Source organism: Solidesulfovibrio carbinoliphilus subsp. oakridgensis (assembly GCF_000177215.2).
GTDB classification, from domain to species: Bacteria; Desulfobacterota; Desulfovibrionia; order Desulfovibrionales; family Desulfovibrionaceae; genus Solidesulfovibrio; species Solidesulfovibrio carbinoliphilus.
The window spans coordinates 1,006,006-1,018,049 of record NZ_CM001368.1 but is presented as its reverse complement, the minus strand read 5'-3'; the positions used below and the strand labels follow the sequence as shown (position 1 = coordinate 1,018,049).

Sequence of the window (12,044 nt, the reverse complement as noted above, 5' to 3'; positions counted from 1 at the left end):
GGAATGGTGGATGTCAACGGACCAAAACGGACAAAGCCGGACCTTACGGTACCGGCTTTTCCTTGAAATTCTTGATCTTTTGGACTTTATCGGATCGTGTTGGAAGGTCTTTTGGTGGAGGCGGGGGGAATCGAACCCCCGTCCGAGAATGCTCCACTCCTAGCGTCTACAGGCTTAGACCGAAAAACAATCTCGCCTCGGGCAGGCCTTCCGGCCGGGCCGCCTCCGGCCAGTCCGTCTATTGTCTCGCGCGCACCCCAACGGACGAGGGTTTGCACCAGCCTGATGGGGGTTTGGCATCCCGGTTCAGCGTATCAGGCGTCGACCGAGGGGACGCTGGCTGTCTATTTAAGCAGCCAGGGCGTAATCGTAGTCGTTGGCAGTTAACCAGTTGCCGCGTGTTTTACGAGGCCTCGCGGCACCTCGGCCTGCAACCAGGGCTTCACTATCCCCGTCGAAACCAGGGCGCCCCCGTCGAAACTGAAATATAAGCCGTTATGGACAAAAGGCAAGGGCCCACGCCTTAAAACAGTCGGAAATGGGAATTATACCCTCGCTCCCGCATGCAGTCGTCGGTCAGGGTGTCACGCTCCCGAAGCGGGCTGTCCGGAAAGGGGGGCGTATTGACCGTCAGCGAGGCCTTGGAGAAACAGTCCGTATAATCATCTTCCACGGTGGCCAGATCCTTGCCCGGGCTGGAATAGGGCGGGCGGGTGCAACCGGAGGCCAAAGCCAGGACACACAGGATCAAGAAAAGAATGCGGCGCATGGTAACATCTCCTCACGTCGCCTCAGCCGGGTTCGCCGCGGCGGCTTGGTGTGGCAGGAAGGGCCCCTGTTTGCGGGCAAACAGGGAAAAGGCCCAGACATCCAAGTCTTTTCGTAGCGCTTATCCGCCTGTTCGGGAAGTATTTTTTTGTGGCTCCCGTGACTAGGCGGAGCCGTGGCGAATGCGCGCTGGCGGTTTTGCCGGCCGAAACGTGGTCCTGCCAGGGCAGTGACGCCTCTCCCATCCTCCGGCTCCGGGCGGCCGTTGCGTTCGGTCTAAACAGAATAGCGGGATACAGGCGGCTGTTTGCTGGCTGCGATTTTCCGGTCCGGCCGAAATTGCCCTCCAGGCGCGACCGAAATGCGGATCCCTGCCGCAGGAGGGCTGCCGGAGCGGTATGGTTTCGGTTGCGGAACACGGGGAGCAGTCTGTCCCGGAGGGTGCGCTTCTGATGTTCCATGCGTTTCGCCGGGCAAGAAGAAAGATAGTCCGAGAACGGTTCGTTCCTATTGTCACAAGTTTCCTTGAAGGGCCATCTTTTTGGAGAAAATGTTTGTGATGAATTTCGCAATATCGGTAGGCTGGAGAAGAAAATGGTGTTCCCCTCTTGCAGAAACGTCATTATTGAAATAAAATTGCCATACTTGTGACTGTATTGCGCCCGTCCGCAAGGTTTTGCCTGATTCCACCGTAATTCCGGAGGCGGTCTGCCTCTGCGCTGGAGAAGAGGATGCATCGCGTAAGCATAAAATGGTTGTTGATGACGCTTGGCATCGCCAGTGTGGTCGGGGCGTCGCTGACGGTGATGTTGCTGTATCTGCAACAAGATCGGACAGTCGGGTATTTGGAGAAAATAGGAGCCGTTGACGGCCCGCTGCTCTTTCATCTCCAGGATCTCTACGCCCAGGGACTGCAAAATGAACAGGCCGCCCGCAACGTGCTGCTCAATCCCAAGGATCAGAAGGCCCGGGATAATTTCGACAATGCGGATAAAAGTTTTCGAGCGGCTCTGGCCGCCTCCTCCGCCCTGGCCAAAGAGGATGTTGCGCGGAGTCTGGAGGGAATCCTGCCGCAGTGGAATGCCAGCCATGCGCTCAAGATCAAGCTTATGGACATGGCTGTGGCCGGGGATACGGCCCGGGCCGTGGAAGTGCTCAACATCGAGGAAACGCCGCTTTGGCGCACCATCAAGCAAACCGTCCTGACCCTTGTCGCCGGTCAGCAGGAAGTCTCAAAGGCCAACCTCAAGGCCATTGAGGCCGAAGAAGGGGCGGTCTTCCGTATTTTTCTCACGATGGCCGTCATCTCGGTCCTCTTGCTCATGGCCCTGATCATTTTTCTGCTCAAGGGCGTCAGCCGGGGGGCGTCGTCCATCATCGACTATGCCCAAACCATCGGCGCGGGCGATTTCACGAAAAAGCCGGCAACGGGCCTGCCCCGGGAATTCGGCGTCATGGCCGGTTCGCTCCTCGAAATGGTTCGCTACCTGGAAAATTCGCTGGGCTACTATCAGGGCATCATCAGGGGCATGGCCACGCCGTTTGTGGTGGTCGACGTCCGGGAGAACCTGCTGCTTACCAACGACAGCCTCATGGCGCTCCTGGAACAGTCGGGGCGTCCCGAGGACTACTACGGGCAAAACGTGGCCGGATTTTTCTACGGCGAACCGGGCCGCAAGACCGTGCTCGGCACGGCCATGGCCGAAGGCCGGACCATCCGCAAGGAGGTGGAGCTGGTCTCCCGCAAGGGCAGCCGCAGAAACGTCCTGATCGACGCCTCGCCGCTTTATAACGCCATCAACGGAACGCTTATGGGCGCGTTGTGCGTCTATTCCGATTTCACGGAACTGCGCCGCCGCGAAGCCATGATGTTCGAGCAGACCGACCGGATGCGCGACACGGCCCGGGAGGCCAAGGGCATTGCCGACAATCTGGCCCGCGAGATCGAGGACCTGACCCGGCGCGTCGATTCCGTCGAGCACGGGGCCATGGAGCAGAAGGACCGTATCGGCGAGACGGCCGCGGCCATGGACGCCATGAACGTCACGGTCCTGGACGTGGCCAAAAACGCGGCCGCGGCCGACGCCCTGGCCGAGGCTGCCCGGGAAAAGGCCGCCATGGGCGCGGACATGGTGTCCGGCGTGGTGGAGGCCATCCGCAACGTCAACCGTCTGGCCGATGAGCTGCGCCGGGACATGGGCGAGCTTGGGGGGCAGGCCGAAGGCATCGGCAAGATCATGGGCGTCATCGCCGACATCGCGGACCAGACCAATCTCTTGGCGCTCAATGCCGCCATCGAGGCGGCCCGGGCCGGGGATGCCGGCCGAGGGTTTGCCGTGGTCGCGGACGAGGTCAGGAAGCTGGCCGAGAAGACCATGACCGCCACCAAGGATGTGGCCGGCTTCATCACGGCCATGCAGCAAAGCGCCCGCAAAAACATCGACAAGACCGACGAGACCACCACCGCCATCCAGCACGGCACCCGAAAAGCGAACGAGTCAGGGGAAATGCTCCAGGAGATCGTGGGGATCGTGGCCCGGACCTCGGATCAGATCCGGTCCATGGCCACGGCCGCCGAGGAACAGTCGGCCACTTCCGAGGAAATACGCCGGGCCACGGAGGAAATTAACCGCATTGCCGTGGAAACCCTGGATGCCATGGCCGCCTCGGCCCGAGCCGTGGCGGCCCTTGGCGGGCAGGCCAGGGGCCTTGAGTCCGTTGTTTCCGGCCTTGAATCCGACAACCGGGCGATCGCCGGTTGAGGCGGCGGGCAGGGGCCCCGCGACGCGGGCCTGATGTTGCGACCCTTGGAAATACGCCAGTATTTTTTAAGAAAAAATAAATATATTCGGCCCTTATCCGTGGAAAAGAACGTACTTTTTCACGGACGCGCCACTAGGCCAGCAGGCCGACGAATCGCCCCGTCACCTGGCGCAATCGGCGACTGAGGACCCGGCCGATGTAGAAGAGCACCTTGATGGCCAGATGCGGATGGGCTTCGGCCAGGGCGTCGAAGTGTTCCCGGGTCATGACCAGGAGGCGGACGTCCGTTTTGGCCACCACCGTGGCCGAACGGGGTTCGCTGTCGAAAAAGGCGATCTCTCCGATCACTGCGTCCCGGCTCAGGTCGATGATATGGCGTTCCGGCTGGCCGGTGTCCTCCTTCTGGATGGTCACCACCCCCTCCTCGAGAAAGGCCAGGGACGTGGCCTTTCTGCCCTCCTGGATGATGACGGTCGCGGCGGGAAAGACTTTTTCCCGCAGGTAGCCGGCCAGGACCCGGATTTCCTCCCAGGTGAAGGCGGCCCCGAGCTTCAGGCCGTCGAGGCGCGCGGCAATGGCGGCCTTGTCCGTTTCGGTCTGGGCGATCTCCATTGGAGGCCTCCTCGGGGCGCAGAGGGTGATGGGGTGTGGCCGATCCCTGTCCATCCTATGCGCTTTGTCCGCAAAGGGAAAGATGGTGTCCCAGCCGGGCGACAGGTGGAGCCGTCTTGCGGCGGCCGCCAGGGGCGGTGCCCCGCCCTTCGGCCGTGACCAGAAAACGGACCAGGACCCGGCCGCCTCTCCTGGATCGGCGGCCCTGCTGGAGCCTGCGGACAAAAAAGCGGAACAACCCCATCGAGGGTCGATCCGCTTTTTACATGCCGCCGTACGCGATGGGCTCCTGCCTCGCCAAGGGCTCAAAGTCGCGCGCCTCCACCGGCGGCACTTGACCTTTCCGTCCCTCTCTCCCTACAATTTCCCCATGAAGTCCACATCCACTCCATGTCCATCTAGTCCGCGCTTTGAAGGACATCGTTCCGAACGCGCATGGCTCGACGGCTTGGGGAACCCATCCCTGCCGTCACCTTCCTCTTTCCTCTCCCGCCTTCCCGGGAACGCTCCCGCATCCGCCTCCGCAGCCGCTGCTGGATAGCCGAGCCGCGCGTTTCGCACTCAGCTCGGCTGATCCTCGTGATCCGGAACAACTCGTTGGCCTTGGCCAAGTAGTCGCGGCCGTCCGCCGGCCTGCCGTTTTGCGCGCGCATTGCGCGCCGCCGGCCAGGATGTCGCCCGTTCGCAGAACACGCAGCCCGGAGAAGACAGCATGTATTTCCCGCAGTCCGCCGACCATCCTTTTTCGCTTTCCATGCCCCAGCCGCCGTACTCGTCCGTTTCGACCGACACCGGCCGCGTCCCCGGCTTTCGGACCGTGCCGCGCACAGGCGTTATCCATGTCATGCACCGCGCCCGGGCCGAGGGCTTCACGCCTGACCATCCGGAGTGGGCCAACCTCGGGCAGGGCGCGCCATCCACCACGCGGCTTCCCGATGCCCCGCAGCGCATCGAGTGCATCGCCTGCAACGCCTGGGACCAGGAGTACGCGCCCGTGGCCGGCCGGCAGGACCTGCGCATGCAGGTGGCCGAGTTCTACAACCACTTCCACCGCCAGGGGAAGCGCTCCAAGTACACATGGCGCAACGTCTGCATCGCCCCGGGCGGGCGCGCGGCCCTGACCCGCATCGCTGCGGCCCTCGGCAACATCAACCTCGGCCACTTCATTCCGGACTATACGGCCTACGAGGAGCTCCTGTCCGTGTTTCGTTCCTTCACCCCGATTCCCATTCTCCTGGACCCGGCCAACGCCTACCGAATGGCACCGTCCACCCTGGAGCGGGAGATTGTCAGCCGGGGGCTCGGGGCGCTGCTTGCTTCCAATCCGTCCAATCCCACGGGACGGCTGGTAGCGGGGGAAGAACTGCGGCAGTGGGTGGAGCTTTCCCGTTTCCACGGCTGCGCCCTGATCATGGATGAGTTCTACTCCCACTATGTCTACGGGAGGAGCGAGCTACGGGTCTCGGCTGCGGAGTTCGTGGAGGACGTGGAGCGGGACCCTGTTGTTGTAGTCGACGGTGTGACCAAGAATTGGCGCTATCCCGGCTGGCGGGTGGGCTGGGTCGTAGGACCGAGCGAGGTGATCGAGGCCATGGCCAGCGCCGGATCGTTCCTGGATGGCGGAGCAAACCACCCCGTGCAGCGCGCGGCCGCAACCCTTCTCTCTCCGGAAGTGGCGGAGCGGGAAATCGCGGCCATCCGGATGGAGTTTGGCCACAAGCGGGACTACTTGCTGCGTGAGCTTGGCCGGTTAGGCTTTGTCATCGAGGCTGTCCCGGAGGGGGCCTTCTACGTCTGGGCGAACCTCAAGGCATTGCCCGGCGAGTTCCGCGAGGCCATGGTCTTCTTCGAACGTGCCCTGGAGGAAAAAGTCATCGTGGTGCCCGGGGTGTTTTTCGACGTGAACCCCGACCGGCGACGGCCCCATTCCTGTTACCGTAATCACATTCGGCTGAGCTTTGGGCCGGACATGGAGGTGCTTCGGCGCGGCGTGGCCAGGCTTGAGCGGATGCTCCGCCGTCATGCCTGAAGACATGGCGGGCAGGGACGGGAAGGCCTTGATGGAAGGGCGGCCAGGTTCCGTTCGGCCCAGTATGCCTCCAGGGCGGCCGTGAGTTCCCGAGCGGCCCCCTGGGGGGAAATCCCCAGACATGGGCTGCCATGTTTTGCCGGGAAGACGTTGAGGGTATGGTCGGCATGGCCTGTCCGGACCGGCGGCACAGGGAAAAGGAAAAGAAAAAGGGGACCGGACACTGGTGACCGATCCCCGTAATTTCTTGGTAGCGAGGGAGGGAATCAGCCGATTGCTCGCGTAACAAGCAACAATTATTTGATTTTTTCCTAATGGGACAGCCCGTGTGCCCCAGTTGACGAGTTGTTTTGTACCACTTCCATGGGGCATCCTCAAGTCCTGCGCCTTCCGTATTCAGGGGGAGCTTTTGCCTACGTCAATGGCCATATCGACCTCGTTTCCCATCGATTGGCTGACCAGATGATTTATCCTCGATCCAGGTGCACAAGAAATATGTTCTTTTTGGCATAACTACTTCAGATTATTGACTCCATGGCTTCCCCATGACAGTTCAACCCGCTTATGAGAGGCCGATATTCTGGCCTATTTCGGTCTACTTTGACCCATTTGGCGACTTTTTGTAAAAAATTCCGCGTGGTTAATAGGTACTGGCTATAGGGGGTACCCCTTGGCCTGGGTCCACGCCACCCCGGGTGCCACCCCTCCCCCCCCACATGCCACCACGACATGCAGGGGGGTCCGTTTCGGCAGGACTGCCTACCACATGCGATGCAAGGCCATTCCGACAAGCGCGAGGTGGAGCAGAAGTTCGATGAAGTCTCCCATGCGTGTACCTCCTCTTGGGATTTGACCCAGCGTAGAGGGGCATTTATTCGTAGGGGACGGTCGGGTTGTCCCGTTACGACATTACTCATCGTAATATATATCTATTTTCCGTCAGTTTGGGGGCCTTCTCTGCGTCGGTTCACTACTGTCCGCTATCTCCAGTAAGAGTCGACAACGCGTTGCCGAAACTCTCTTCCTGTCAACAAGGTATGCTTTCTCGACATTCAGAGGCCGACCGTCGTTCCTGGCTTTCCAGTGTTCAACAAGTCTCAAAATCCATTATTGACAAGAATTCCAAGATGGTCTAAGAACTTGTTCAACACGAACGAGGAGAGTCTTCCATGTCCGGCCAGACCATCGCCTACCGTCGCGCATCCACGCTCGAACAGAACACCGACCGCCAGCTTCCCGACATGGCCTTCGACCGGGAGTTCCAGGACAAGTGCTCCGGATCGACCACCAACCGCCCTGGCCTCAAGGCCTGTCTGGACTTCATCCGCGATGGCGACACCCTGGTGGTCCACTCCATGGATCGGCTGGCCCGGAACCTCGTCGACCTGCTGGCCCTGGTGAAGGACCTGACCAAGCGCGGCGTCAGCGTCCGCTTTCACAAGGAAGGCCTGCTCTTCACCGGAGAACCCAACCCGATGCAGGACCTCCAATTGGCCGTTATGGGGGCCGTAGCCGAGTTCGAGCTTGCCCTGATCCGTGAACGGCAGCGGGAGGGCGTGGCTGCGGCGAAACGGGCCGGCAAGCACTGCGGACGAAAGGCCACGCTCACGCCTGTCCAGGTCCGGGAAGTCCTGGAGCGGATCGAGGCCGGCGAGGACAAGTCCGCCCTTGCAAAGGCCTTCGGGGTATCGCGGGGGACGATTTACAACGTGATAGCCAAGGCCAAGTAGCCCGTAACGGGGTATTTAATGACCTGCATGGCCGCTGTCCTCCTGGGGATGGCGGCCTTTTTTTGTGGAGCGGCGAGTGAAAGCCGAGGCCAAGATGGCCCGAAAGGGACCAACTCGTCCCAACATGGACCATCTTGGACTACGACTTCGACGACTGTGCTATACTTGGCTTGTCAACATCGAGATGGACGGCCCGCATCCCGCACAACACCAACAGGAGAGACACCATGCTCGAAATGCTCAAGAGACAATCCCACCCGCTGCGCCAAGTTTTTACGGACGCAGGTCTCGACACCTCGGACGTTGCCCGTTTCCTGGGCCTCTCCCTCGGCCGTGCCCAGCAACTGCTTTCCGGCCGCGACACCCCGCCGGCCTGGGTCGAAGCGAAGCTCCAGGAACTCGCAAAACTCTGCCAGTCCGAGGCCGAGTAGAACCACCGGGGCCTTGCCCCATGCGTCCCCCGTCTGCCGGGTCATCACCGTGGCTCGGCTTTTTTTGCGCCCAAGGCGTATTCAAAGCAGGAGGTTCCTTGTCGCACCAAGTCGTCACCATCCGTCTCGAATCGGGCCTCGTGAAGGCCTACCAGCAGCTGGCAAAGCGCCTGTCTGTCCCCCAGGTCGAACTCTTCCGGGAGGCCCTGTTCCTGGCCTTGATCCACATAGACAACACCCAGAGCGGCAAAGTCCGCTTCAAGGAGGCGTAGCAATGACCATATTCGATATGGCCCGTCTTTTACTGGCCGATCTGAGCGAATTGAAGGCTCTCGTCATGCGCTACCTGCGGCTGCTCTATCATTCAATCTGAGCGTCCGAACCCCCGTGTAAGGCGGGGTTTTAGTGCGAACCCCCGCCGCCATGACCTTTGCTATGCCAGAAATTTTATTTTTCCCGGGAAGCCAGAAAAGACGCGCCTCTCAGCGGCCAAGGCTCCCGCCAACCTCACAACCTCTACAACTCAGGAGATGCACCAAAAGGAGAATACTGCCTATGCGGAGAATCCATTGCACGGTCGATTCCAACGAAGACTTCTACGGCCTCCCAGTCCGCACACTCGTCCATGACAAGGTCAAATTCGGCCCTGTGGACGTCGAGGTCAGGATCGGCCCCATCATCGGGGCTCATGAATACGTGGTCCTGACCCGCTGGTTCGGCAAACCGACATGGTCCGAGTCCTGGCGGCTTGGCGAACTGAGCGGTTTTCGGGAGGAATTCTCCCGGAGCCATTACAAGCCCCATTTTAAGCGCTATCTCCAGGCGATTTCCGACCTCGTGGACCAAGCGGGCAGGGTTGAGGCCCGGGAGAATGGCGAGGCCGTCTAGGGGTCAACCAGAGTAAAGACGATCTTACTCTGTTTTCTGGAAATTTCCCGGCTACAGCCTTTATTTTTCCTCTTGACGTCGTCACGACCGATCTTAGTCTCTGCTCCATCCCGAACAAGAAGCGAATGCCATGCCCAACACTCGACCACCACCACGTGGACGTTGCGTCTTTTCCCTGTCATCCAACCCCTAACCAGAAGGATATACCATGACCGTTGACCCCCAACCATCGCGCTACACCGAAAACTTCTACAAGCTGCCAAAGGAGTTGCTGACAGAGAAGACGTCCCCATTCCGCAAGATCCACCACTCGGCCCGGAGCGTCTTCCTGCACATCGCCGTCCATAGCAACAAAGAGGGGTTCGCGTTTCCGAGCCAGCAGACGATTGCCGAACAGACTGCCCTCGCTATCGGCACCGTCAAATCCTCAGTGGAAGCACTGATTGCCGTGGACCTTCTCTTGCGTGAGGAAGTAGGCCACCGTCCAACCAGTCACTACAGATACTGGGTCGACAAGCCGACAAAAAGAGAGAACATGATCTTTGTTTACAAGGACTTGGTCCTGTCCCCGGAGTGGACCAAACTCAGCCCGGCCGCCCGTTCGCTGTATCTCGGGATGCGGGTCCGGGCGCGAAACAATGATTTCGGGGATGAGACCGACGAAGCTTTCAGGTGGCGCGAGGTGGACTACTGCCAGAGCAAGCAAGCCGATTTGCTGCGCTGGTCGGGCGTGTCCCGCTCGAAGTTCGGGGCGTTGGTGGCTTCCCTGGAAGAAGGCGGGGTCATCACCAGAGAACGGGAAGGCATCTGGGGCGTCCGCCTTCATGCCGTGGGCTGGACGCACGATCCAGACGGTGAAGCCGATGGCTCCTTCGATTCCGGGAGGGCTTCGGATTTTTAGAGGCGTCCCCTAATTGACACCCACCTGTCCCGCAATTGATACCCTTCCGCAAAAAGTGTCCCCTCATTGACACCAAATGTCCCCCCATTGACAGTGCAATGTCCCCTAGTTGAGGACTAAGTAGGTATTCAGGTCTTTTCAGGACTTTTAGAATAGAAAGAATAGGGCATGCCTTCCTTGCGTTGCTGCGTTCGGCGATGCTTCCACCTCTTTTGGCTGATGGCTGGATCTTGAGCTTCTGGCTCTGTCCCCCGCCGTTGTTGAACACCACCGACGACAGGCGCTTGTATTGGGACGCGGCCCGTGCCCGCCGTTCGATCCGCAGGAGATCCTCCGGGTTCTCGACCCGGTCGATCACTTCCTCGGCCAGAGTGGCATCGCCGGCCTTGTACCGGGCGTAGATCTCGTTGACCTGCATGTGCAGGGCCGGGGAGAGCCATTTGGCGTAGGCCAGGGCGATCTGCCAGTGAGCGAAGGTGCCGGGGAGCTTACCCCCACGGCGCGAGATGACAATCCTGGAAATCCAGGATTGCTCTTTATTAGCGATTTCTTTGATGAAATCGGCAATGGCCGCCTGAGAGAGAAAATTGGAAGGCTGTTTGGTCTTATGACCACCAGACACCTTCTACAGATCCGTCAGGCTGATCAGCCCGTCCTCGTTCACCGACACCGCAGCCGACCCGATCATAAACTTGGCGGGCTTGACGGGGACGGGAGCGGGGACCGGGGCCGCTTAGGCTTACATCATTCATACTCGTCAGGCCAAATGGTAGAGGATGCAGGCAAGCCGGCTTTCAGCGCTTTGGAAAGCTCACTGGGAGAATCAAAGGAGTGGAGGTTCTCCCCCATAAGGGCATCCTGGATGGCCTGCCCCGTGTCAGCATTGGGAATTTTCAAAGCCTCCCCTCCCACCTGTGCCGCGTTTCTCGAACAAATCGTTCCCTTGTTCATAGCTTCTTTCTCCAGGGGTCCTGTGCTGGCCGGCGGAAGGAATTCTTCAAGCACGATGGAGCCACAATGTGTCCTCGGTCAAGATTTTTGAAGGCTAGCCGAATCGCTCCGCAAAGCCCCTCGTAACCCGGCCTGAATGAAGCTTTCCCTTCCTGGACCTGTTGTACCATCCCGAGTGGAAGACGTATCATAGATGGCCCGTTACAAGGGACTTGGCCGGCGAAAAGAGCTCATTGTCTTCTCGCCTCCTCAAAGCCCAAGTTCGCTATGCGATCCAAGACGTACGAGGTCAAGGAATCCATCTTGCGTTTTACGATATATCAGCACAAGGTCTGGCCTGATATGGCAATCTCGATGGTCACACCAATCGCCAGTGAGAGAATGATCACGGTTCAAGACTGGAAGCGGTACATCTGCTGCCAGAAGGGCAACGATTGCCGGAAGCAAGTCGTCGAGGTCTTTGCCGTGCCGCCCGGACTTCTCCCGTTTGTAGTCGCGTTTGAAGCGCCCTGTGTACCGGACTTCACGCATTGAGAGACGCCAACAGATTTTCCGGCTTTCCCACCGTCGTCAATTCGCCTCGCCGCGCCGCGTTCATGGCCTCAATCGTTTCCTCATTCGGGATAAGCGGATCGAAGGGCAGAGCCTTTTCCGTGGCGATGCGGACCAACAGCATCCGGAAGGCATCGGAGACTGTGAGCCCCATTGAGGCCAGCACTACCGTAGCGTCTTCCTTGATCTTTTCGTTGACACGTGCCCGGACAACAGCGTTCGCGGTCATAGTTCACCTCCCCATTTGGGCTACAATGTAGCTCACAAAGTCGTCATTGTGAAGGGGTTGACCTCTGCTTCGTGTTTTCTCTCCAGACAGGCGTGGGTGCCGCCGCCATTGCTGGACTTCCGGGTCAAAATCTCCTTTAAAGGAGCGTTCGCTGATCTTCTCGGTCGACAGCCACTTCGCCGGCTGCTTG

At 59.8% G+C, this 12,044-nt stretch carries 13 protein-coding genes and 1 other RNA gene; 7 read left to right on the top strand and 7 right to left on the bottom strand.

Annotation, left to right across the window (positions count from 1 at the left end; all coding sequences use genetic code 11):
- Positions 1-112: 112 nt before the first annotated feature.
- Together ssrA and DFW101_RS04540 are read right to left on the bottom strand one after the other, a co-directional pair.
- Positions 113-473, bottom strand: a transfer-messenger RNA (tmRNA) gene (gene ssrA, locus DFW101_RS18895).
- A 50-nt stretch (positions 474-523) separates the two neighbouring features.
- The gene (locus DFW101_RS04540) at positions 524-769 is read right to left on the bottom strand and encodes a hypothetical protein (RefSeq protein WP_009180345.1); all 246 of its coding nucleotides are present in this window, start codon (positions 767-769) and stop codon (positions 524-526) included.
- A gap of 730 nt (positions 770-1,499) precedes the next feature.
- On the opposite strand from DFW101_RS04540, the gene DFW101_RS04535 reads away from it, so the two are divergent.
- Positions 1,500-3,530 carry a methyl-accepting chemotaxis protein gene (locus DFW101_RS04535; RefSeq protein WP_009180344.1) on the top strand — a complete coding sequence of 677 codons (2,031 nt, stop codon included), beginning with the start codon at positions 1,500-1,502 and terminating at the stop codon, positions 3,528-3,530.
- 133 nt (positions 3,531-3,663) lie between these two features.
- On the opposite strand, the gene DFW101_RS04530 is transcribed toward DFW101_RS04535, so the two are convergent.
- On the bottom strand, positions 3,664-4,143 hold the full coding sequence (locus DFW101_RS04530) for a cyclic nucleotide-binding domain-containing protein (protein ID WP_009180343.1): 480 nt from the start codon (positions 4,141-4,143) through the stop codon (positions 3,664-3,666).
- Positions 4,144-4,855: 712 nt separating this feature from the next.
- Here DFW101_RS04530 and DFW101_RS04520 point away from each other — a divergent pair.
- From DFW101_RS04520 to DFW101_RS04500, 6 genes are all read left to right on the top strand, one after another.
- Entirely contained in the window at positions 4,856-6,172 is a 1,317-nt protein-coding gene (locus tag DFW101_RS04520; protein ID WP_009180342.1) for a pyridoxal phosphate-dependent aminotransferase, read from the top strand.
- Between the two features lie 1,169 nt (positions 6,173-7,341).
- Positions 7,342-7,902 carry a recombinase family protein gene (locus DFW101_RS04515; protein WP_009180341.1) on the top strand — a complete coding sequence of 187 codons (561 nt, stop codon included), beginning with the start codon at positions 7,342-7,344 and terminating at the stop codon, positions 7,900-7,902.
- A gap of 227 nt (positions 7,903-8,129) precedes the next feature.
- Positions 8,130-8,333: a hypothetical protein gene (locus tag DFW101_RS04510; RefSeq protein ID WP_009180340.1), complete on the top strand. Its 204-nt coding sequence runs from the start codon at positions 8,130-8,132 to the stop codon at positions 8,331-8,333.
- 98 nt (positions 8,334-8,431) lie between these two features.
- A complete protein-coding gene (locus tag DFW101_RS19405; protein ID WP_009180339.1) occupies positions 8,432-8,605 on the top strand; it encodes a hypothetical protein in 174 nt (57 codons plus the stop codon).
- Between the two features lie 283 nt (positions 8,606-8,888).
- Entirely contained in the window at positions 8,889-9,221 is a 333-nt protein-coding gene (locus tag DFW101_RS04505) for a hypothetical protein (protein WP_009180337.1), read from the top strand.
- Between the two features lie 208 nt (positions 9,222-9,429).
- Positions 9,430-10,122, top strand: coding sequence for a helix-turn-helix domain-containing protein (locus DFW101_RS04500; RefSeq protein ID WP_009180336.1), 693 nt, complete (start codon positions 9,430-9,432; stop codon positions 10,120-10,122).
- Here the strand turns inward: DFW101_RS04500 and DFW101_RS20275 are convergent.
- From DFW101_RS20275 to DFW101_RS04490, 4 genes are all read right to left on the bottom strand, one after another.
- The gene (locus tag DFW101_RS20275; protein ID WP_083838475.1) at positions 10,007-10,744 is read right to left on the bottom strand and encodes a KilA-N domain-containing protein; all 738 of its coding nucleotides are present in this window, start codon (positions 10,742-10,744) and stop codon (positions 10,007-10,009) included. The two genes, DFW101_RS04500 and DFW101_RS20275, sit on opposite strands and share 116 nt — an antisense overlap.
- A 122-nt stretch (positions 10,745-10,866) precedes the next feature.
- Positions 10,867-11,073 (bottom strand): hypothetical protein, encoded by a 207-nt coding sequence (locus tag DFW101_RS19400; protein ID WP_157137616.1) that lies wholly within the window; start codon positions 11,071-11,073, stop codon positions 10,867-10,869.
- Positions 11,074-11,322: 249 nt separating this feature from the next.
- Positions 11,323-11,604 (bottom strand): type II toxin-antitoxin system YafQ family toxin, encoded by a 282-nt coding sequence (locus DFW101_RS18885; RefSeq protein WP_083838474.1) that lies wholly within the window; start codon positions 11,602-11,604, stop codon positions 11,323-11,325.
- Complete coding sequence (locus DFW101_RS04490; protein WP_009180334.1) at positions 11,597-11,854, bottom strand: type II toxin-antitoxin system RelB/DinJ family antitoxin; 258 nt, start codon at positions 11,852-11,854, stop codon at positions 11,597-11,599. Before DFW101_RS04490 ends, DFW101_RS18885 begins: the two co-directional genes overlap by 8 nt.
- Positions 11,855-12,044: the final 190 nt, after the last annotated feature.